The 20678-nt window shown below is 60.0% G+C and carries 20 protein-coding genes; 14 read left to right on the plus strand and 6 right to left on the minus strand.

Annotation, left to right across the window (positions count from 1 at the left end; all coding sequences use genetic code 11):
- Positions 1-236 precede the first annotated feature (236 nt).
- Both ACIOUG_RS05555 and ACIOUG_RS05560 read left to right on the plus strand, forming a co-directional pair.
- A complete protein-coding gene (locus ACIOUG_RS05555; RefSeq protein ID WP_401063174.1) occupies positions 237-605 on the plus strand; it encodes a YkgJ family cysteine cluster protein in 369 nt (122 codons plus the stop codon).
- A gap of 147 nt (positions 606-752) precedes the next feature.
- Positions 753-3035 carry a putative bifunctional diguanylate cyclase/phosphodiesterase gene (locus ACIOUG_RS05560; RefSeq protein ID WP_401063175.1) on the plus strand — a complete coding sequence of 761 codons (2283 nt, stop codon included), beginning with the start codon at positions 753-755 and terminating at the stop codon, positions 3033-3035.
- On the opposite strand, the gene ACIOUG_RS05565 is transcribed toward ACIOUG_RS05560, so the two are convergent.
- Positions 2926-3822: an NAD(P)-dependent oxidoreductase gene (locus tag ACIOUG_RS05565; protein ID WP_401063177.1), complete on the minus strand. Its 897-nt coding sequence runs from the start codon at positions 3820-3822 to the stop codon at positions 2926-2928. The two genes, ACIOUG_RS05560 and ACIOUG_RS05565, sit on opposite strands and share 110 nt — an antisense overlap.
- A 197-nt stretch (positions 3823-4019) precedes the next feature.
- Between ACIOUG_RS05565 and ACIOUG_RS05570 the strand changes: the two genes are divergently transcribed.
- Complete coding sequence (locus ACIOUG_RS05570) at positions 4020-6167, plus strand: hypothetical protein (RefSeq protein WP_401063180.1); 2148 nt, start codon at positions 4020-4022, stop codon at positions 6165-6167.
- A 318-nt stretch (positions 6168-6485) separates the two neighbouring features.
- On the opposite strand, the gene ACIOUG_RS05575 is transcribed toward ACIOUG_RS05570, so the two are convergent.
- Positions 6486-6791, minus strand: a complete 306-nt coding sequence (locus tag ACIOUG_RS05575) for a DUF2288 domain-containing protein (RefSeq protein WP_103520440.1) — start codon at positions 6789-6791, stop codon at positions 6486-6488.
- A gap of 29 nt (positions 6792-6820) precedes the next feature.
- Here ACIOUG_RS05575 and ACIOUG_RS05580 point away from each other — a divergent pair, with 29 nt between their 5' ends.
- From ACIOUG_RS05580 to ACIOUG_RS05605, 6 genes are all read left to right on the plus strand, one after another.
- Positions 6821-7081, plus strand: a complete 261-nt coding sequence (locus ACIOUG_RS05580) for a hypothetical protein (RefSeq protein ID WP_401063182.1) — start codon at positions 6821-6823, stop codon at positions 7079-7081.
- Between the two features lie 61 nt (positions 7082-7142).
- Complete coding sequence (locus ACIOUG_RS05585) at positions 7143-8270, plus strand: branched-chain amino acid ABC transporter substrate-binding protein (protein WP_401063184.1); 1128 nt, start codon at positions 7143-7145, stop codon at positions 8268-8270.
- 230 nt (positions 8271-8500) lie between these two features.
- Entirely contained in the window at positions 8501-9424 is a 924-nt protein-coding gene (livH, locus tag ACIOUG_RS05590; RefSeq protein ID WP_003222384.1) for a high-affinity branched-chain amino acid ABC transporter permease LivH, read from the plus strand.
- A complete protein-coding gene (locus ACIOUG_RS05595; RefSeq protein ID WP_096797533.1) occupies positions 9421-10677 on the plus strand; it encodes a high-affinity branched-chain amino acid ABC transporter permease LivM in 1257 nt (418 codons plus the stop codon). Before livH ends, ACIOUG_RS05595 begins: the two co-directional genes overlap by 4 nt.
- Complete coding sequence (gene livG / locus ACIOUG_RS05600) at positions 10674-11441, plus strand: high-affinity branched-chain amino acid ABC transporter ATP-binding protein LivG (protein WP_003222381.1); 768 nt, start codon at positions 10674-10676, stop codon at positions 11439-11441. The genes ACIOUG_RS05595 and livG overlap by 4 nt, the downstream gene beginning before the upstream one ends.
- A complete protein-coding gene (locus ACIOUG_RS05605; RefSeq protein WP_003222380.1) occupies positions 11442-12143 on the plus strand; it encodes an ABC transporter ATP-binding protein in 702 nt (233 codons plus the stop codon).
- A gap of 161 nt (positions 12144-12304) precedes the next feature.
- Here ACIOUG_RS05605 and ACIOUG_RS05610 read toward each other — a convergent pair whose 3' ends face one another.
- Positions 12305-13543 carry a DUF2599 domain-containing protein gene (locus ACIOUG_RS05610; RefSeq protein WP_401063189.1) on the minus strand — a complete coding sequence of 413 codons (1239 nt, stop codon included), beginning with the start codon at positions 13541-13543 and terminating at the stop codon, positions 12305-12307.
- Positions 13544-13575: 32 nt separating this feature from the next.
- Positions 13576-14889, minus strand: coding sequence for a DUF2599 domain-containing protein (locus ACIOUG_RS05615; RefSeq protein ID WP_401063192.1), 1314 nt, complete (start codon positions 14887-14889; stop codon positions 13576-13578).
- A 379-nt stretch (positions 14890-15268) separates the two neighbouring features.
- Here ACIOUG_RS05615 and ACIOUG_RS05620 point away from each other — a divergent pair, with 379 nt between their 5' ends.
- From ACIOUG_RS05620 to ACIOUG_RS05635, 4 genes are read left to right on the plus strand one after another with little or no spacing between them, the layout of a single operon-like run.
- Complete coding sequence (locus tag ACIOUG_RS05620) at positions 15269-15577, plus strand: DUF2282 domain-containing protein (RefSeq protein WP_401063194.1); 309 nt, start codon at positions 15269-15271, stop codon at positions 15575-15577.
- A gap of 25 nt (positions 15578-15602) precedes the next feature.
- Entirely contained in the window at positions 15603-16490 is an 888-nt protein-coding gene (locus tag ACIOUG_RS05625) for a DUF692 domain-containing protein (RefSeq protein ID WP_401063197.1), read from the plus strand.
- Positions 16487-17245: a putative DNA-binding domain-containing protein gene (locus tag ACIOUG_RS05630; RefSeq protein WP_401063200.1), complete on the plus strand. Its 759-nt coding sequence runs from the start codon at positions 16487-16489 to the stop codon at positions 17243-17245. Before ACIOUG_RS05625 ends, ACIOUG_RS05630 begins: the two co-directional genes overlap by 4 nt.
- On the plus strand, positions 17242-17718 hold the full coding sequence (locus ACIOUG_RS05635) for a DoxX family protein (RefSeq protein WP_401063202.1): 477 nt from the start codon (positions 17242-17244) through the stop codon (positions 17716-17718). Before ACIOUG_RS05630 ends, ACIOUG_RS05635 begins: the two co-directional genes overlap by 4 nt.
- Positions 17719-17917: 199 nt before the next feature.
- Here the strand turns inward: ACIOUG_RS05635 and ACIOUG_RS05640 are convergent, their stop codons facing one another.
- The gene (locus ACIOUG_RS05640) at positions 17918-18832 is read right to left on the minus strand and encodes a LysR family transcriptional regulator (RefSeq protein ID WP_401063205.1); all 915 of its coding nucleotides are present in this window, start codon (positions 18830-18832) and stop codon (positions 17918-17920) included.
- Positions 18833-18935: 103 nt separating this feature from the next.
- Between ACIOUG_RS05640 and ACIOUG_RS05645 the strand changes: the two genes are divergently transcribed.
- On the plus strand, positions 18936-19535 hold the full coding sequence (locus ACIOUG_RS05645) for a short chain dehydrogenase (protein ID WP_401063208.1): 600 nt from the start codon (positions 18936-18938) through the stop codon (positions 19533-19535).
- 22 nt (positions 19536-19557) lie between these two features.
- On the opposite strand, the gene ACIOUG_RS05650 is transcribed toward ACIOUG_RS05645, so the two are convergent.
- Entirely contained in the window at positions 19558-20664 is a 1107-nt protein-coding gene (locus ACIOUG_RS05650; protein ID WP_401063210.1) for an acyltransferase family protein, read from the minus strand.
- Positions 20665-20678: the final 14 nt, after the last annotated feature.

A 20678-nucleotide genomic window follows, 5' to 3' on the forward strand; every position in this document is an offset into this window, starting at 1 on the left:
TAGACAGGCGGGCCGGGGCTGTCTGTGATCATTCGTCAGCCTGATGACGGGCCATGGCACTGTAAAGAAACGTAAGCCCTTGATAACTCGGCAATCCCCGGTAAACCGGGGGTTTTGCAGCAAAATCCTGCCACAAATAAATACTTTCGCGCCCCCCTTCCCAAGTTCTTGGCGAAGCCTAGAATAGCCGCCGGATCCGTCCGGATTCGCCGACCAACCCCTTTGATGCCCTCCCCATGTCCGAAGTCAGTCCGTGTCTGAATTGCGGTGCCTGCTGTTCCCATTTTCGCGTGTCTTTTTTCTGGGGTGAATGCGCCTCCTCCGGCGGCACAGTGCCCGATGAACTGGTAACGCAGATCAGCCCCAGCCGGGTGGCGATGAACGGCACCGACTGCAAATCGCCGCGCTGTACGGCGCTGGTTGGTGAGGTGGGCAGTAACGTGCAGTGCTCGATTTATGAGCAACGCTCCAGTCCCTGCCGCGAATTCGATGCTTCCTGGGAATACGGCGAACAGAATGTCGATTGCGACAAGGCGCGCGCGCGGTTCGGCTTGCCGCCGCTCGAACCGGACTGGAATCTGATCCCTTACGAGCAGAGCGCCTGACGCTTAGTGCCAATCGCTATTGAACTCATGCCGAAATCGTTGGCGCCAATGTGCCACTACCGCTTGCATGGCAAAAACCGCCTCTATACTCCTCTCATTCGCCTGCGTTGCTGACGCAGCAGGGACGACTTCAGAGATGGGGATGCTATGGAGTGGCTTGGTTTGCAGTTTGTTACCGAGCTGCCGGAGAGCGGGCAGGTCATTCTCGATTGCACACACAATCCCTTGCTGGTGCTGGTGGCCTATCTGGTCGCCTGCGCCGCGAGTTTTGCCACCCTCGACATGGCCGAGCGAGTCGGCCACGCCGAAGACCCGGGCTCGCAGCGGGTGTGGCGCTGGATCGGCGCCTCGTGCCTGGCCGGTGGCATCTGGGCCATGCATTTCATCGCCATGCTCGCATTCCAGGCGCCGATCGAAGTCCAATATGACTTGGCGATCACCCTGTTCTCCCTGCTGATCGCCCTGCTCGCCTCGTGGCTGGCAATGCACACCTTGAGTGACCCACAGCCGAGCCTGGTGCATTACCTGAAAACCGCGATCGTCATCGGCCTGGGGATTGCCGGCATGCATTACGTCGGCATGGCAGCCATGCACTCGGTGGCCAGCGCCTATTACCAGCCGCTGTTGTTCTGCCTGTCGATCGTGATTGCCATCGGCGCCAGCTTCGCCGCGTTGTGGGTGGCCGGTTATCTGCGGGAAGGCACGGGGCGTTTTCATCAATTGCTCAAGTACACCGCTGCGGTGATCCTCGGCGCCGGTATCATCAGCATGCACTTCACCGGCATGGCCGCGTTGCATCTGGTGTTGCCCGAAGGCACCGCACTGACCCTGCCAAAAGAATCCAGCCATCTGCAATTGGGCCTGACGGTTGCACTGATCATCCTGCTGATTCTCGGCAGCGCGATCAGCGCGGCACTCGCCGACAAGAAACTGCAGAACAAGGAGCACGACCTGCGCCGGGTCAACGCCCTGCTCGGCCAGCTCGATCAGGCGCGGATGTCACTGCAGCAAGTGGCCAACTACGACGCCCTGACCAACCTGATCAACCGCCGCGGTTTCAACCAGATCTTCGCCGAGAAACTCAGCCAGAAGACCAGCGAGGGCGGCATGCTCGCGGTGATGTTTCTCGACATCGACCACTTCAAGCGCATCAACGACAGCCTCGGCCACGACGCCGGTGACGCCCTGCTCAAAGTCATCGCCAATCACATCAAAGGCTCGGTGCGCAGCCATGAAGACGTGGTCGCGCGCTTCGGCGGTGACGAGTTCTGCATCCTGATCGGCCTGCGTGACCGTGAGGAAGCACGCAGCATGGCGCAGCGCATCATGCAGAAAATGAAGGAGCCGATCGAGCTGGCCGGAAGGCGCATGGTGATGACCACCAGCATCGGCATCAGCCTGTTCCCCGACGACGGCACCACCTGCGAAGAACTGCTCAAGCACGCGGATCTGGCGCTCTATCAATCCAAGGGCGCCGGGCGTAACGGCCTGCATTTTTTCAGTTCCAACATGAAGACCCGCGCCAGTCTCGAACTGCAACTGGAAGAAGAGTTGCGCCACGCCCTGCGCGAAGACAACGGGCTGATGCTCTACTACCAGCCGATTTTCGAACTGAAAACCGGGCGGGTGACCAAGCTCGAAGCGCTGATTCGCTGGCAGCACCCGGTGCATGGCCTGCTGGCCCCGGATCGTTTCATCGCGATTGCCGAAACCAACGGCCTGATCGCCGAGCTGGATAACTGGGTGCTGCGCCGGGCCTGCACCGATCTTGGCGAACTGACGCGCCACGGCTGCGACGAACTGAAAATCGCCTGGAACTGCTCGCCGCTCAACCTTGCCCGGGAAGAGCTGGCCGATGAAATCGAAAGTGCGCTGCGCACCGCCGGCGTCGCGCCGGAACGGCTGGAACTGGAAGTCACCGAAAACGCGCTGATGGGCAACATCGCCAATACCCTGGTGCTGCTGCGGCAGATCCGCGCCCTCGGGGTGTCGCTGTCGATCGACGACTTCGGCACCGGTTATTCATCGCTGGCCTACCTCAAGCGCCTGCCGCTGAACACGCTGAAGATCGACCGCTCTTTCATCCTCGACATCCCCAAGGCAACCGCCGACATGGAGATCGTCCAGGCGATCATCGTCATGGCCCACACCCTGCATTTGCAGGTGGTGACCGAAGGCGTGGAAAGCCTGGAGCAGTATGAATTCCTCGAGCGCTCGGGCTGCGACTTCATTCAGGGCTACCTGCTGAGCCGCCCGGTGCCGCTGGACGAATTACGCCCGGTGCTGGAGGAAATCAATCAGCGCAAACACTCGCACGCAGTCAATCCGTTGAGTCTGGCGCGCGGTACATTTGTACCAGTGTCGCTGGATCCTTCTGCAAAAATCCTTGCGCCCCATGCAGGCGCATCAGTTGTGCGGCCAATCCGCTGATCGGCGTGGCCGAGCCTTGTTCGCGAGAGAATTTCACTGCGGTATCGAGGTCCTTGAGCAGCGTGCGCACGTGCCATTTGACCGGTTCGAATCGGCTCTCGGCCATTTGCGGGGCGAGGATCTGCAACGGTTTCGAATCGGCAAAACCACCGGCCAGCGCCTCGGCGATCAGGCTCGCATCGACTCCGGCCTGTTCGGCCAGCGCCACCACTTCGGCAATCACCAGTGCATTGCAGGCAACGATCATCTGATTGCAAGCCTTGGTCACTTGCCCGGCGCCGATGCCGCCCATGTGCGTGACCCGCTGACCGAGGCTGAGCAGTACCGGGCGCACCCGCTCCAGATCCGCCGCTGCACCGCCGACCATGATCGCCAGACTGCCGGCCTCGGCACCGACCACACCGCCGGACACCGGTGAGTCGAGCCAGCCCATCCCGGTTTTGTCTGCCAACTCAGCCGCCATCTCGCGAGTCGCGGTCGGTTCGAGGCTGGAAAAGTCCACCAGCAACTGGCCGTTTTTCGCGCCTTCAGCCACACCCTCGGCGCCAAACACCACCTCGCGCACCACCGCCGTATCAGCCAGACAGAGCATCACCACGTCCGCGTGTTCGCACAGTTCTGCGGGGCTCGCTACCTGCCGGGCGCCGGCCTCGACCAGTGGCGCGCACTTGGCCGGGTTGCGGTTCCACACGGTCAGCGGGTAACCCGCGGCCAGCAGGCGACGGCACATCGGCAAGCCCATCAGGCCGATTCCGGCAAAGCCCAACGAAGGTAGCGTTGACATCATTTCGCCTCTTTTTGATTAAAGATCACTGAATAATGGCCGATTCATGAACGATCAGGAAAGGATTCCCCCGCGCGACGATCAGGCCAAGACCCTGACGCCCGGGCCAAATACGCGCAGTCAAAGACGCGAGATCCTCTTTCCGTGAGGCTCGATGACAACGGTCGCCGAGCCAACCCTGTCCAGGTATATGGCGCACAATGACTTCTAAAAACAATCCGGCCACCGCGGTATCCGATCTGACCCTGAGCCCTGCGGCGAACAGCCCGGCTCCGATGAAGCCATTGCCTCCTTCGCGTCCGCTGGGCACTCACCAATACCTGTACTACACCGAAACCAACACTGACCGCATCCTCGACAACCTCGACGGTCTGCGTGATCTGGTGTTCCCGCGCCCACCGCACCTGGAAGGCGACAACGAACAGCACAACGACCAGGAATTCCCCTCGGTGTGCCTGATCGGCCTCGGTCGCTGCGGCTCGAACATCGCCCTCGACGTCGCGGAGCTGGTGTACAACGCGCGCAAGTTCTACCTCAACGAATTCAACAACGAAGACCGCGCCACTGACCGCCGTTTGGCCGACAAGGGCTACAGCCCGGCGCAGTGGATCAAGCAAAACCTGCGGATCGGTCCGAACAAGTCGAGCAAACCGGTGTTCCTCGTCGAACCGCTGGTGATGCTCGGCGACCTCGACAAAGACATTGCCGGGCGCATCCGTTTCTCGCGCAAGGGCGAGAAAAGCGGCTTCCTGCGCGATTACAGCAAAATGAAGATCATGGACTTGTCCGAAGTCCACGCCGGTGGCGCCGGTAACGCGCCGATCCTCGGCCAGTATCTGGCGAAGATCATCCTCAACAAGGACACCCAGCGTTTCTCCAGCCCTGACTGGAAAATGATCCACTCGTACCTGATCGACAGCTGCGGCATCAAGGCCAACCAGTCGCGCCTGTACTTCTCGATCTTCAGTGCCGGCGGCGGTACCGGTTCGGGCATGGCCTCGGAGTTCGGTCTGGCCCAGCAGCACTCGTACATGAACAAGACGTTCGACACCAAGCCGATGGACGAGCATGACGGCAAGAGCGGGCATTCGTTCGTGTTCGAGCCGATCTTCACCAGCGGCATCTGCGTGCTGCCGAACATCTCCGATCACCGCAGTGAAATGTCCGAGGCGCTGCACATCAACGCCGGACGCCTGCTGTGCAAATACCTCTCGGAAGAATGGGATTTCTCCTACAACTTCGCCAATGAAGACAGCAGCGAAGCCAGCGTCATGGGCTACGCCGAAGAGAGCGATGACGGCAACATCCAGAACATTGATGTCAATGCGATGGAGAAGCACGCCAACCAGTACATCTCGCAGCAGATCTTCAACATTCTGACGGCGCAGGCGGTGACCACCGACTACGACCAGAATTACTTCCGTCGCGCCGGCATCGACATCGGCGAAACCATTCGCCTCGATGCCAACGACCTGTTCATGAGTCTGGCCGGCCCGGTGGCGATTGCCTACGCCGAATCGGTGGTACCGGAAACCCCGCCGCCGAGCAGCGACAAGTTCAAGGTGTTCGACAAAGAGCCGCAGCGCCTGAACATCGACGATCTGTTCTTCCGCTCGATCGACCTGCCGCACTTCAACAAAGTCACTCAGGCGATCGAAGGCATCAGCCTGCTGCCAATCGAATCCAAGCGTTATCGTGCTTCGCTGGAGCAATACAAGAACTCCGGCTACGACGCCGCCGCGCTGCACGACCTGCACTTCTTCAAGAACTGCTCGTCGGTGGTCTCGATCGTCTCGCTGCCGAAAGACTACAAGCTGTCGTACATGGACCTGAACCGGTTGAAGACCCACCTCAACAGCCTGTTCCCCAACACCACGCTCAAGCGCTATGCGCTGGTGATCGGCGCCTCGGCCAACCTGTCGCTGACCACCCTGATCGCCAAGAGCCCGTGCCTGTCGGACGACTTCCTGACCCTGATCGTGGCGTTCATCAAGCGCTGCTTCGCCAAGACCCCGTACCGCTTCGACGAGACCCTGGACAACTCGATCCTCGACTTCATCATCAACGAAGACTTCGACGAAGACCGTATCGACGATCTGCTCAACGAGTTCGAAAACCCGGCGAAGATCCTCGACACCAACTGGTACGCGATCAAGCCGATGTACGAGAAGAAGTACCGCGAGTTGATCAACGACAAGGACAAATTTGTCTCGATCAACGACATTCGCCTGTCACGCGATTGCGTGAAGAAAGCAATCAAGTACCTGCGCGAGATCTACCGTCACCGGATCGGCAAGACCAAGGTTATTTCCTTGAATAACCATACCGGGAAGACTTACTCGGCCTAATGTCAGACCGAGTCGCCCCAATCGCTGGCAAGCCAGCTCCCACAGGGTCTGCGTGAACACAACTAATTGTGAACACCACAAAACCTGTGGGAGCTGGCTTGCCAGCGATGGGGCCCTCAAATTCCCGAAAATCTCAGTCCTTCCAACATCCAGAAACAATTAAGCAGCCGTTAGGCTGCTTACTAAACTGTTCCCGTTACGTTTACGTCACCGTGAGGCCACCCACGCTTGTGGCATTTCTCTACGGCAACGTGCCATCACGCTACTCGGCTACACACTTTTCGCGAATGACAGCACGCACTACAAAGGTGCACCCCTTCAGACCTGCGCCCTTTCCTGGACCAGAATCCACGGCCGTACCACCACCGCCCACATCTCTGGATCACGCTCAAAAATATCCAGCGCCCGCGTTTCAGACAGCTTGGCGAGTTTGTCTTCGGCCAGCCAGGCGGCGACTTTCTCGCCATCGTCCGAGGCCACGGCCTCGGCGGCAGCGATCAAATCCAGAGCCGGGTCGACCCACAATAGGGCACCCTTGGCGAAGAACGGCTCCAGCTCTTTCCAGGTAATAGATGCGGTTTCACCAAGCAGCTTGGCATAGAGGGTGCTAGGTTCTTGATTCATGGGACTGTCCGGAAAAGAAATCGGCGCGAATGATAACGTCGGTGGTCCGGCAGAAAAACCCGGTTGCAAAAGGCTTTACCGAACGAAAAGAGCAGGAACGCCAGGGAATGCTGCTGATTGGGATATATGCCCGCGAAAGCCCCGCCGCAATTCTGTCTTTTTCATTCAAAAATGCGACACCCACAAGTTTTGCCCCCCGGCGCCAGCTTCCCAGGCCAACAATCGGCGCTCTACACTGTACCGGTACAGTTGCCGGGGGCATTTCCGGAGGGTATCGCAAAGATATCTGACCCGGTTCTGCTGCTACGGCGCCAGAACTCAAAAAAATTACAACAGTAAGAGTGGAGCACTATGACTAAGGCTACTAAGCAGATTTCCAAACTGTTTGCCGCTATGGTTCTGGCCGGGGTTGCCAGCCATTCGTTCGCCGCTGACACCATCAAGATCGGTATCGCCGGCCCTAAGACCGGTCCTGTAGCCCAATACGGCGACATGCAGTTCAGTGGCGCGAAAATGGCCATCGAGCAGATCAACGCCAAGGGCGGCGTCGACGGCAAGAAACTCGAAGCCGTTGAATACGACGATGCCTGCGATCCGAAACAAGCCGTAGCGGTCGCGAACAAGGTCGTCAACGATGGCGTCAAGTTCGTGGTCGGTCACCTGTGCTCCAGCTCCACTCAGCCTGCTTCGGACATCTACGAAGACGAAGGCGTCGTGATGATCACCCCGGCTGCCACCAGCCCGGACATCACCGCCCGTGGTTACAAAATGGTCTTCCGCACCATCGGCCTGGACAGCGCCCAGGGCCCTGCCGCCGGTAACTACATCGCCGACCACGTGAAGCCGAAAATCGTTGCCGTACTGCACGACAAGCAGCAATACGGTGAAGGCATCGCTACCGCGGTGAAGAAAACCCTCGAAAGCAAGAACGTCAAGGTCGCGGTATTCGAAGGCATCAACGCCGGCGACAAGGACTTCTCCTCGATCATCGCCAAGCTCAAGCAAGCCAACGTCGACTTCGTCTACTACGGCGGCTACCACCCGGAGCTGGGTCTGATCCTGCGTCAAGCCCAGGAAAAAGGCCTGAAAGCCAAGTTCATGGGTCCGGAAGGCGTGGGTAACGACTCCATTTCGCAGATCGCCAAAGAGTCCTCCGAAGGCCTGCTGGTGACCCTGCCGAAATCCTTCGACCAGGATCCGGCCAACGTCGCCCTGGCTGATGCCTTCAAGGCCAAGAAAGAAGACCCGAGCGGCCCGTTCGTGTTCCCTTCCTACTCGGCGGTTGAAGTGATTGCCGGCGGTATCACCGCAGCCAAATCCGAAGACCCGGCCAAAGTGGCCGCTGCCATTCACGCAGGCTCCTTCAAAACCCCGACCGGCGACCTGAGCTTCGACGCCAAGGGCGACCTGAAGGACTTCAAATTTGTGGTTTACGAGTGGCACTTCGGCAAACCAAAAACTGAAGTGTCGCCTCAGTAAGGCGCGCCCTGACTGACTGCCAATAAAGCCCACGGCGTGCCGTGGGCTTTGTTTTACGAATGTATGGGCCGCGCTGGCGTGATCCGCCAGTCTCCCCACCTGAAAATCTCAAAACCGTCATCAGCGGTTCGCTGGCAAAACCCGGATTCGAAGTGGATATAGATCCACGGGGCCGGGCGGGAAAATGACTCCACCAGTGAAATGCGTATCAGGTTTTTAGGAGCGTTGTAATGCCTGACATCTATCACTTCTTCCAGCAGCTGGTTAATGGCCTGACCATTGGCAGCACGTATGCCCTGATTGCCATCGGCTATACGATGGTTTACGGCATCATTGGAATGATCAACTTCGCCCACGGCGAGGTGTACATGATCGGCTCCTACGTGGCGTTCATCGCCATCGCCGGGCTGGCCATGATGGGAATCGACAACGTCCCGCTGTTGATGACCGCCGCGTTTATCGCAAGCATCGTCGTCACCAGTTCCTACGGTTACAGCATCGAACGGATCGCCTACCGCCCCCTGCGCGGCAGCAACCGTCTGATCCCGCTGATTTCCGCGATCGGTATGTCGATCTTCCTGCAGAACACGGTTCTGCTCGCGCAAGACTCCAAGGACAAATCCATCCCCAACCTGATCCCCGGCAACATCTCCATCGGGCCAGGTGGCGCACATGAAGTGCTGATTTCCTACATGCAAATCGTGGTGTTCGTGGTGACCCTGGTCGCCATGCTCGGCCTCACGCTGTTCATCTCCCGCTCTCGCCTGGGTCGCGCCTGCCGCGCCTGCGCCGAAGACATCAAGATGGCCAACCTGCTGGGCATCAACACCAACAACATCATCGCCCTGACCTTCGTCATCGGTGCTGCGCTGGCAGCCGTCGCCGCCGTGCTGCTGAGCATGCAGTACGGCGTGATCAACCCGAACGCCGGATTCCTCGTCGGCCTCAAGGCCTTCACCGCTGCGGTACTCGGCGGGATCGGCAGCATCCCCGGCGCGATGCTCGGCGGGCTGGTGCTCGGGGTGGCGGAAGCCTTTGGCGCCGATATCTTCGGCGACCAGTACAAGGACGTCGTGGCTTTCGGCTTGTTGGTTCTGGTGCTGTTGTTCCGTCCGACCGGCATTCTGGGCCGTCCGGAGGTTGAGAAGGTATGACTAAAAATCTTAAGCAAGCACTCTTCAGTGCGCTCTTGGTTTGGGCGGTTGCGTATCCGGTACTCGGTCTGAAACTGACCATCGTCGGCATCAACCTTGAAGTGCACGGCACCAGCCCGGCCATTCTGGCGACCATCGCCGTGTGCTCGGTGCTGATGTTCCTGCGCGTGCTGTTCAACCAGCAGATCAGCAAGGCGTGGAAATCCTCGCCGGGCCTGCCGTTGATCCCGGCCAAGGCCAGCAACTTCCTGACCCTGCCGACCACGCAACGCTACATCATCATTGCGCTGATCCTCGGTGCACTGGTGTGGCCGTTCTTCGGCTCCCGTGGCGCGGTGGACATTGCCACGCTGATCCTGATCTACGTGATGCTCGGCCTCGGTCTGAACATCGTCGTCGGTCTGGCCGGTCTGCTTGACCTGGGTTACGTCGGGTTCTATGCCGTCGGCGCCTACAGCTACGCGCTGCTGTCGCACTACTACGGCCTGAGCTTCTGGATCTGCCTGCCGATTGCCGGCCTGATGGCGGCGACGTTCGGCTTCCTGCTGGGCTTCCCGGTGCTGCGTCTGCGCGGTGACTATCTGGCGATCGTGACCCTCGGTTTCGGTGAGATCATCCGCCTGTTCCTGCGTAACCTGACCGACATCACTGGTGGCCCGAACGGCATCAGCAACATCGAGAAACCGACGTTCTTCGGCCTGACCTTCGAACGTAAAGCAGCGGAAGGCATGCAAACCTTCCACGAATATTTCGGCCTCGAATACAACTCGATCAACAAGGTGATCTTCCTCTACCTGGTGGCCCTGTTGCTGGCGCTGGCAGCGCTGTTCATCATCAACCGCCTGCTGCGCATGCCGATCGGCCGTGCGTGGGAAGCGCTGCGTGAAGATGAAATCGCCTGCCGTGCACTGGGTCTGAATCCGACGATCATCAAGCTGTCGGCGTTCACCCTGGGTGCGAGCTTCGCCGGTTTCGCCGGGAGCTTCTTCGCTGCCCGTCAGGGTCTGGTCACACCGGAGTCGTTCACCTTCATCGAGTCGGCGATCATTCTCGCCATCGTTGTACTGGGTGGCATGGGCTCGCAACTGGGCGTGATTCTCGCGGCCGTGGTGATGATCCTGTTGCCGGAAATGATGCGTGAGTTCAGCGAATACCGGATGCTGATGTTCGGTGCGCTGATGGTGTTGATGATGATCTGGCGTCCACAAGGTCTGCTGCCGATGCAACGCCCACACATGGAGTTGCGAAAATGAGCCGCGAGATTCTTAAGGTCGAAAACCTGAGCATGCGCTTCGGCGGCTTGCTGGCGGTCAATGGCGTGGCCCTGACCGTCAAGGAAAAACAAGTGGTGGCGCTGATCGGGCCGAACGGCGCGGGCAAGACCACCGTGTTCAACTGCCTGACCGGTTTCTACCAACCGTCGGGCGGCAGCATCCTGCTGGACGGCGAGCCGATCCAGGGCCTGCCGGGGCACAAGATCGCCCTCAAGGGCGTGGTGCGCACCTTCCAGAACGTGCGTTTGTTCAAGGACATGACGGCGGTCGAGAATCTGTTGATCGCCCAGCACCGTCACCTGAACACCAACTTTCTGGCCGGCCTGTTCAAGACCCCGGCGTTCCGCAAGAGCGAACGCGAGGCCATGGAATATGCCGAGTACTGGCTGGAAAAGGTCAACCTGAAAGAGTTCGCCAACCGTACCGCCGGCACCCTGGCCTACGGCCAGCAACGACGCCTGGAAATCGCCCGCTGCATGATGACCCGTCCGCGGATCCTCATGCTCGACGAACCGGCCGCCGGCCTGAACCCGAAGGAAACCGAAGACCTCAAGGCGCTGATCAGCGTGCTGCGTGAAGAGCACAACGTCACCGTGCTGTTGATCGAACACGACATGAAACTGGTCATGAGCATTTCCGACCATATCGTCGTGATCAACCAGGGCACGCCTCTGGCCGACGGCACGCCGGATCAGATCCGCGACAATCCTGAAGTGATCAAAGCCTACCTGGGGGAAGCGTAAATGCTGCAGTTCGAAAACGTTTCCACCTTCTACGGCAAGATCCAGGCCCTGCACAGCGTCAACGTCGAAGTCCGTCAGGGCGAGATCGTGACCCTGATCGGCGCCAACGGAGCCGGCAAGTCCACGCTGCTGATGACGCTTTGCGGTTCGCCGCAGGCGCACAGCGGCAGCATCCGCTACATGGGTGAGGAACTGGTCGGCCAGGACTCGTCGCAGATCATGCGCAAGAGCATCGCCGTAGTGCCGGAAGGTCGTCGGGTGTTCGCCCGTCTGACTGTTGAAGAAAACCTGTCGATGGGCGGTTTCTTCACCGACAAGGGCGACTATCAGGAGCAGATGGACAAGGTCCTGGGCCTGTTCCCGCGCCTGAAAGAACGCTTCAACCAGCGCGGCGGCACCATGTCCGGCGGCGAACAGCAGATGCTCGCCATCGGCCGTGCGCTGATGAGCAAGCCGAAACTGCTGCTGCTCGACGAGCCGTCGCTGGGCCTGGCACCGATCATCATCCAGCAGATCTTCGACATCATCGAACAGCTGCGCAAGGACGGTGTAACGGTATTCCTGGTCGAACAGAACGCCAACCAGGCGCTGAAAATCGCCGACCGTGCGTACGTTCTGGAGAACGGCCGCGTGGTGATGCAAGGCACCGGTGAAGCGCTGCTGACCGACCCGAAAGTACGCGAGGCGTACCTCGGCGGTTGAGGCGTTTCGCTGAACAAAAAAAAACGGCCTTCGGGCCGTTTTTTTGTGCCTCACACATCCCACCTGTAGGAGCTGCCGCAGGCTGCGATCTTTTGACTTTGCCTTTTAGACACAAGATCAAAAGATCGCAGCCTGCGGCAGCTCCTACAAGGGCAGTGCCGTCAGTACGGATTGCAGTGCTGCGCCACCGCTGTCGCCTGATCGACATAAGGCCGGGCCGGTTCAAGGTTCCACTCGGGCTTGTTCCTCACAGGCTTGCCCTCGTAGGTAGCCGCCAGATGGCAAACCATCTGCCGCCGCAATGACCCGCCATTGACGCTGTACTGGCGCCATTGCGGATCGTCCTTGTGCTTGTTGTACAGCTCGGCAAACATCCGGTCGGTCTGGTCGTCCTTGATCGCCCGACCGCACGCAGTCGGCACCACCGAGAGCGACCATGTGTTCGGCCCCAGTTTCGGGTCTGGACGCTGCACCCAGGTGCTGGACTCGATGTACTTGTCGCAGAATTTTGGTTGTGCCGGCGTCGAGGTCTGGATGCATGAGAATGTGGCCTTGGCCACCGGGGTTTTCGGGAAGTCGATCTTGATGATGTTGCGGTCCTTGCCGGTCTTGGCCTTGTAATCCTTTTGATTGGCCAAGGCATCATTCAAGCCGCGCTGATCGCTGTAGAAGAACGCCAGAATCGGCAATTCATCGGTTTTCGGGTTGCCCAGGCGCAGCTCGGTCTGGGTCTGAAACTCGCGGCTGTTGATGACCTTGCGCGCGCCCATGAAATTGCGAAAGGCGTCGACCCGTTCCTTGCTGCTCATCGGATTGCGCATGTTGAAGCCGCACTGCAACTGATCCTGCTGGCGATTGTTGTTGTACTGGGTGAAGTGCGCCACCCAGGCATTCGGCGTGGTTATCGGTGGTTTCATGGCCTGGCAGACCGCCTCGGTCGGGGCGGTGTTCTTGTTGTCGCCACAGCCACGGTCGTTGCGAAAATCGGTCCAGGCATCGTTGGGAAACGCGCAATAGACATGCACCGGCGTCTCGGGGTCTTTCACCAGGTCCCTCGGCGTAATCAAATAGCCGTTCTGCGTACTCATGCCGGGATCTTCATAACTGATGCCGTCGGCGCGCATGAACGAGGCGGCAAACGTGCCCAGCTCCACGGCTTTCGGGCTGGGATTCCACACGTCCCATTTTTGCCCCTTGGCCGGATCGGCGCGGTGCGTGCCGCGCACCAGCAATCCCGAGCAGTCCGAGGCGGGGTCCTGCCCGCAACTGTCGACCGTGTTGTTGTAGAGTTTTTCAACCTTGCGCAGCGTCTCGTCGCATGACTCGGCACTGGCCCACGCCGCATGCACCAACAGCGGCAACACGAGCAACGGCGCGATCCTGTTCAGACGTTTGTTCATGGCTTGCATCTCCTTGATTAGCCAACACACACTCAACGCGGGACCGGGTTGCAACCCGCGGCGCGAGTCTCGCTGTCCGACAACGCCGGCCTGAACGGCTCCAGATTCCATGGCGTCTTGTTGCGGTAATTGACCAGCACGCAGTTCAGTTGCTGACGCATGCTGCCGGCGGATTTCTCGTTGTCACGCCAGTTGCTGTCGGCGCCTTTAAGTGCGAACAACTGATCGTACATGGCCCCGACCTGCGCACCGGACAAGGCGCGGCCGGCCGCCGTGGGCACGATGCTCAGGCTCCATTCTTCCTTGCGGGTGCCGGGGTCGTAACGTCTGATCCAGTCGGCCGAAGCGATGTATTTCGGACTCGGCGCAACCACCGGCGGCGCAGTGCCACCGGCCACGCCCAGGTCGATCGCCTGATCGGCGGCGACATAGCTGAAGCGCTGCTCTGCAGGCTTGGTGAAATCCAGGCGCAGGATCGGCACGCTGTAGCCCTGAGCCTGAAGTTTTTTCTGGAAATTGCGCGCGCTGTTCAGGCCGTTCTCCGGTTTCGGCGGCGCCTGATCACCGCGGGTGGCGAAGTTCTGCGTGCTGTTGACGTTGTAGATGAAGGCATCGATGTACTTCATGTTTTCGCTGCCATCGTTGGTCGCGGTAGCGTTCTTCAACATGAACTCGTTGACCTGGGCACTGAAGGCAAAAGGATCCTTGTTGGTGGTGTTCGGCCGCGACTCGTGCACGCGGATCATCGCGTGCCAGTCGCTGGGTTTTTCCGCGTTCCACGAACATTGGCCGTACTGGATCGGCCCCTTCATCAGCCCGGTGTATTTCTGCGTCCACTGCTCGGCGGTGGTTACACCGGCCTCCGCGCAAGTGCCATAAGCCAGTGCGGCATTGCGATTGTTCAGCGTGCCTTGGGCTGCGCGCGGCGGTTCGCGGCTGTCGAAGAAACCGCAGCCATACCACTTGCGCTCCGGCCCGGTGCCGCCATCGAAGGCATAGATGCAGGTAAAGCCCTGCTCCTTGACCGGCAGCTTCAGCGCCGCCGCATCGGTGGGTGTGCGCAGGATAAAGCCGGCCGGGTGAATCAGAATCCGCGTGCTCAGATCCTTGCGAATCCACGAGTAGGAAGTGGCGCCGATCTTGATCGCGTAGGGGCTGTAATCCCACGGATTGAACGGCCCGTCATTGACCATGCGCAAGGTCACGCCGCTGCAATAATACAGCCCGCGCGCAGCACCGGTATCGGGTTCCTGGCAAGCGTCCTTGAGGGTGTTGTAGTTGTGGTTGATGCGCTTGAGCGTGTCCAGCGGGTCGGTTTGCGTCTGAGCGCTAACTGTGGAAAACAACAGGGGTAGCGTGCAAGCCAGAGCAAACGATGAAGCCTTGCGCGATAGCGCAGCAGAGTCTGAGCGATCCTTCGTCATAAGATACCGTCCTGGTAAATCGGCCTGTCAGAGTTGGCCGTTGAAATGACTATAGAACAGGCGAGAGTGAACACAATCCACTGTGGGAGCGGGCTTGCTCGCGAAGGCGTAGTGTCAGACGCCATTGATGTTTGATGACGCACCGCATTCGCGAGCAAGCCCGCTCCCAGTGGATTGCCGTGTTCGAAGATTTTTCTGAAAAATTTGCACTGCGCTGTAACGCATCGCCATGTCGTTTCTCTAGTGGGGTAAGCAAGCGCACTTCGCTTGTAAAACCCAAGCTCAAATCTGGAGAAACATCATGACTGCTACCACTCGCTCCCTGTCCGCCGCTGCCCTGGTTCTGGCTCTTGGTTCCGCCCTGAGCATGACTGCCGTTTCCAGCGCCAACGCCGCCGACAACAGCAACATGGAAAAATGCTTCGGCGTGGCCATGAAGGGTCACAACGATTGCGCCGCGGGCGCAGGCACTACGTGTGCCGGCACGGCGAAGATGGACTACCAGGCGAACTCGTGGAAGTTCGTACCGAAAGGCACCTGCGCCACCACCGAGAGCAAGACCTCGCCGACCGGTTTCGGTCAGATGGAAGCCTACAAAGCCAAGTCCTGATCCACCGCCTGCCCGAGTGACGCTCATGTTCACCACTCACGAACCTGTCCCACCGCGCACTCGGGCAGCCCTCTGCGGGCTCCCGCCCCGTGCCGGGCTGGGGCTCAAGACCGGGCACTGTCGTGAAGTGCTCGGCACCCAGCCGGACATCGGCTTCTTTGAAGTCCACGCCGAAAACTACATGGTCGACGGCGGTCCGTTTCATCATTTTCTCGGGTTGATCCGCGAGCAGTATCCGCTGTCGCTGCACGGCGTCGGGCTGTCGATCGGGGCCGAAGGGCCACTGGACATTCAGCACCTGCAACGCCTGAAAACGCTGATCGAGCGTTATCAGCCGCAATCCTTTTCCGAACACCTGGCCTGGTCGAGCCACGGCCCGGTGTTCCTCAATGACCTGCTGCCGCTGGCGTATGACACACCGACGTTGAACCGCGTCTGCGACCATATCGACCAGGTGCAGAACAGCCTAAAGCGTCCGATGCTGCTGGAAAATCCGGCGACCTATCTCGGCTTCGAGCGCTCGACCATCGACGAACCGCAGTTCATCGCCGAGGTCATCCGCCGCAGCGGTTGCGGCCTGCTGCTCGACGTCAACAACGTCTACGTGTCGTGCATCAATCATCAGCGCGATCCACTGGCGTACCTCGACGCCCTGCCATTGCACGCGGTCGGTGAGATTCATCTGGCCGGGTTCGCCGAAGATGCCGACAGCCTCGGCGACCGTTTGCTGATCGACGATCACGGCGCGCCGATTGATGACGAGGTCTGGGCGTTGTATCGGCAAGCGCTGGAGCGCATCGGCCCGGTGGCGACATTGATCGAACGGGACAATCAGGTCCCGGCGTTCAACGTGCTGCTGAACGAGGCGCAGCAGGCCGAAGGTTTGTTGCGGCGTGCAGGGGGTCAGTCATGAGCGCGCAAGCCGAGTTCGCCGCCGCCCTGCTCGACATTCGCCTGCCCTGCCCGGACGGTTTGTGCAGTGCCAACGGCGCGGATCCGGCCAGCCGTTTTGCGGTGTATCGCAACAACGTGCAAGGCTCGTTGATCAACGCGCTGGCCGACAGTTATCCGGTGGTGCAGCAGTTGGTCGGCGAGGAATTTTTCCGCGCCATGGCCGGCCTTTTCATCCAGCAGCAGCCGCCGCACGGTCCGTTGATGAGTCGTTACGGCGACGGGCTGGCGGATTTCGTTGGCGCCTTCGAACCGGCGGCCGGCGTCCCTTATCTGGCCGACATCGCACGGCTCGAACGCCTGCGTACCCGCGCCTATCACGCTGCCGATGCGGCGGCGGTCAGTGCGCAACAGATCAGCGCGGCACTGGCCGACCCGCAAACGCTGGCCGAACTGAAGATCGCCCTGCATCCCTCACTGCACCTGCTCGATTCGGCCTACGCGGTGGTCTCGATCTGGGCGGCGCACCAAGGAGACGCGACGCTGGCTGGCATCGACATTCATCAAGGGCAACACGCACTGGTGCTGCGCAACGGTCTGGAGGTCGAGGTCTTCGCCCTGGATCACGGCGCCAGCGTGTTCATCCGCCATCTGCTCAATCAGCGAGCGCTGCTGGACGCGGCGCAAGACAGTCCGCCCTTCGATCTGCCGCAGACCCTGGCCCTGCTGATCGGCCACAACGCCATCACCGACTTGAACGACAAGGTATCGCCATGAACAACCTCATCACCCGCGCCATCGGGCTCATGGAAAAAATCCCCCACAGCCTGATCGCCTTCATCGCCCGATTCTCGATTGCCGCGGTGTTCTGGAAGTCCGGGCAGACCAAGGTCGAGGGGCTGGCCATCGACTTGATCGACGGCACCTTGCAACTCGGCTGGCCACGTTTGGCGGACTCGACGATTCCGTTGTTCCAGAGCGAGTACCACGTGCCGTTGCTGGCACCGGAAGTCGCTGCACACATGGCGGCGTTTGCCGAGCACTTCTTCCCGGTGCTGATCCTGATCGGCTTCGCCACGAGGTTTTCGGCGCTGGCGCTGCTGGGCATGACGCTGGTCATCGAGGTGTTCGTCTATCCCGATGCCTACCCGACCCATGGCACCTGGGCGGCGGTGTTGCTGTACCTGATGGCGACCGGACCGGGGAGATTGTCGATCGATCACCTGATCGCCAGGTACTGCAACCGCTGATATTTCTGATGTCCCTGATGTCCCTGATGTCTCTGTAGGAGCTGCCGAAGGCTGCGATCTTTTGATTTTGAAGATCAAAAGATCGCAGCCTTCGGCAGCTCCTACATGGATATCACGGGTATCACGGATATCACGGATATCACGGATATCACGGATATCACGGATATCACGGGTATCACGGATATCCCGGGCATCGTGGTCAATGCGACAGCCGATCCAGCGCCTCGCCGCTGCGCTTGAACCAGCCAATCAGATAGTCCGCCAGCACCTGCGTGCGTCTGGGCAACCCGCCCTGATAGGGATGCACCAGATACATCGGCATCCGCCGCGTCTGAAAATCCCGCAGCAGCCAGCGTAATCGACCGTCAGCCAATTCCGTCTGCAGCAGATAGGACGGCAACCGCGCGATACCGGCGCCGGCCAGCGCAGCCTTTTTCAGCAGGTTGTAATGGTTGCTGGCGAACGGCCCCGACACCCGTACCCGGAGCAATTCATGCTGCTGGTGATACAGCCATTCCTCGCGGCCACTGTAGTGGCTGTTGAGCAGGCAACGGTGCTCGCCCAGTTCCTGCGGGGTCAGCGGCTCGCCGAACTGCTCAACATAGGCCGGGCTGGCGCAGGTCATTTCCTGCCACGCCAGCAGTGGCTTGGCCACCAGCCGTTCATCATTGGCCACCTCGGTGCGAATCGCCAGATCGAAGCCATCCCGGGACAGGTCGCGATAGCTGTTGTTCAGCTCCAGCTCGATCTGCACTTCGGGATACTTTTGCGAGAATTCCAGCAGCAAGCCATCGAAAAACGTCTCCCCCAGCGACACCGGAACGGTCATCCGCACCGGCCCGGCCATGTCGTCCTTCAAGCGCGCCAATGCCTGCCGCGCGCGTTCCACCTGGACGACCAGCGCCTGCGCCTGTGGCAGCAAAGCGGCGCCGGCGGCAGTCAGGCTCAGGCGGCGCGTCGTGCGTTGCAGCAGCACCACGGAAAACTGCGCTTCCAGCTGACTGATGCGCTTGGACAACTGGCCCTTGCTGCATCCCAGTTGCTGCGCCGCCAGGGTAAAGCTGCCCGCCTCGATCAACACCGCAAACGCCGCCAGATCATCCATTTCGCTCATGGATTGTTTCCATTTGAAAACCAAAGGTTGCCTATTAGTGCGCTTATCCGCAGAAAAAACCACTCTAGACTGAAACCTCGTTCAACCCATTGAGGAACAGCCCATGAAGATTCTGTTGATCGGAGCCGCCGGCACCATCGGTTCGGCCGTGGACAAAGAGCTGAGCCAGCGTCACGAAGTGATTCGCATCGGTCGCAGCAGCGGCGATTTCCAGGTGGACATCAGCGACAGCGCGTCGATTCGCAAGCTGTTCGAGCAAACCGGCAAGTTCGACGCGCTGGTCTGCGCCGCCGGCAACGTGACCTTCGCCCCACTGGGCGAGATGAACGCTGACAGCTTCGCCCTCGGCCTGAAAGACAAGCTGATGGGCCAGGTCAACCTGCTGTTGATCGGCCGCGAATACGCCAACGACGGAGCCTCGTTCACCTTCACCACCGGCGTGCTCAGCCACGACCCGATCCGTTCCGGCGCCTCGGCGGCACTGGTCAACGGCGCCCTGGACAGTTTCGTCAAAGCCGCCGCCATCGAACTGCCGCGTGGTCTGCGCATCAACTCGATCAGCCCGACCGTGCTGCTGGAAGCCATGGGCAGCTACGCCCCGTACTTCCGTGGCTACAAGCCGGTTCCGGCAGCCGATGTGGCGTTGGCCTACGCGAAAAGTGTCGAAGGCCTGCAAACCGGCCAGACCTTTCACGTCAACTGAATACCGCGCAGTCAGGGGTGCATCAACGGGCCACTTCGGTTCCTGCGATGCGCCCGCCCGCACGTTCGCGCAACCAGCGCTGCACCGGCCGTTCGAACCCGTAGTGACATAGCAGACTGCTGCCAATCAGCACGGAAAAAAACAGCAGCAGGCTCCACGGCTGATAAAACACGGCGCGTCCGGGCAGGAATTTATCAGCCAGCAGGGCCGCGACAATCTGCAGCGGAAAGTGCAGCAGGTAGGACGCATAGCTGATGTCGCCAAGCCAGGACAAACGGCGCGCCAGCGGCTGCAACCATGGGTGGCAAGCTGCGACGGCAACGATGGTCAGCGGGAACAGCACGGCAAACCTGATGCGTTGTGATGGAGCCTCATCACTGCCGATCCACCACCAGCCCGCCACACTGGCCAGCACCAGGCCCGCAGCGACCCAACGCAGATCAAAACGCCGCAACAGCCACTCCACGGCGATGTAACCCAACCCACCACAGAAAAAACCAAATACCCCGAGACTGATTTTGTACTGCGCCGGAAACACCCACAGGCTCACGGCAATCAGCAACGCGCTGATCAGCAGCGGCGCCGGGGAGTAACGCCACAGCAGGAAAAACCCTGCGTAAAGCAACACTTCCACCGATATCGACCAGGCCGGACCGTTAAATGACCAGCCCTGCTCCAGCCCCCAGGCCGGTGCCAGAAACACATTGAGCAGCGCGTGCCAGGCATCGTTGAACGGGTAAACGAACGCGTTGCCGGTGTGCGCGCTGTAGATTTTCTGCAGCATGGCTACCGCCAAAAAAGTCGCCAGGTGCAAAGGATAGATCCGGCTGAAACGCTCGCTGAAAAACTGTTTGCCGCTGATTTCGCGGTGCGCCAGCGCTCGGGCGAACAACCAGAAAAAAATGAATCCGGAAAGACTGAAGAAGAGCGATACGGCATCACCGCCATGCCGGTAGAACAATGAAAAAAGGCTGTACAACGGCTGGTCTTCACGTTGCAACGGACCGGGCACTGCGCCTTGAAAAAAGAAGTGCTGCCAATGCCAGAACACCACAGCCAATGCCGCGATGCCGCGCAGGGCGTCCAGCGCGTACAGCCGCTCAGGGAATACCGAAGGGTTTTGCTTCATGCACCATCAATCCA

This window comes from Pseudomonas sp. NPDC087803 (assembly GCF_044742995.1).
GTDB lineage: Bacteria > Pseudomonadota > Gammaproteobacteria > Pseudomonadales > Pseudomonadaceae > Aquipseudomonas.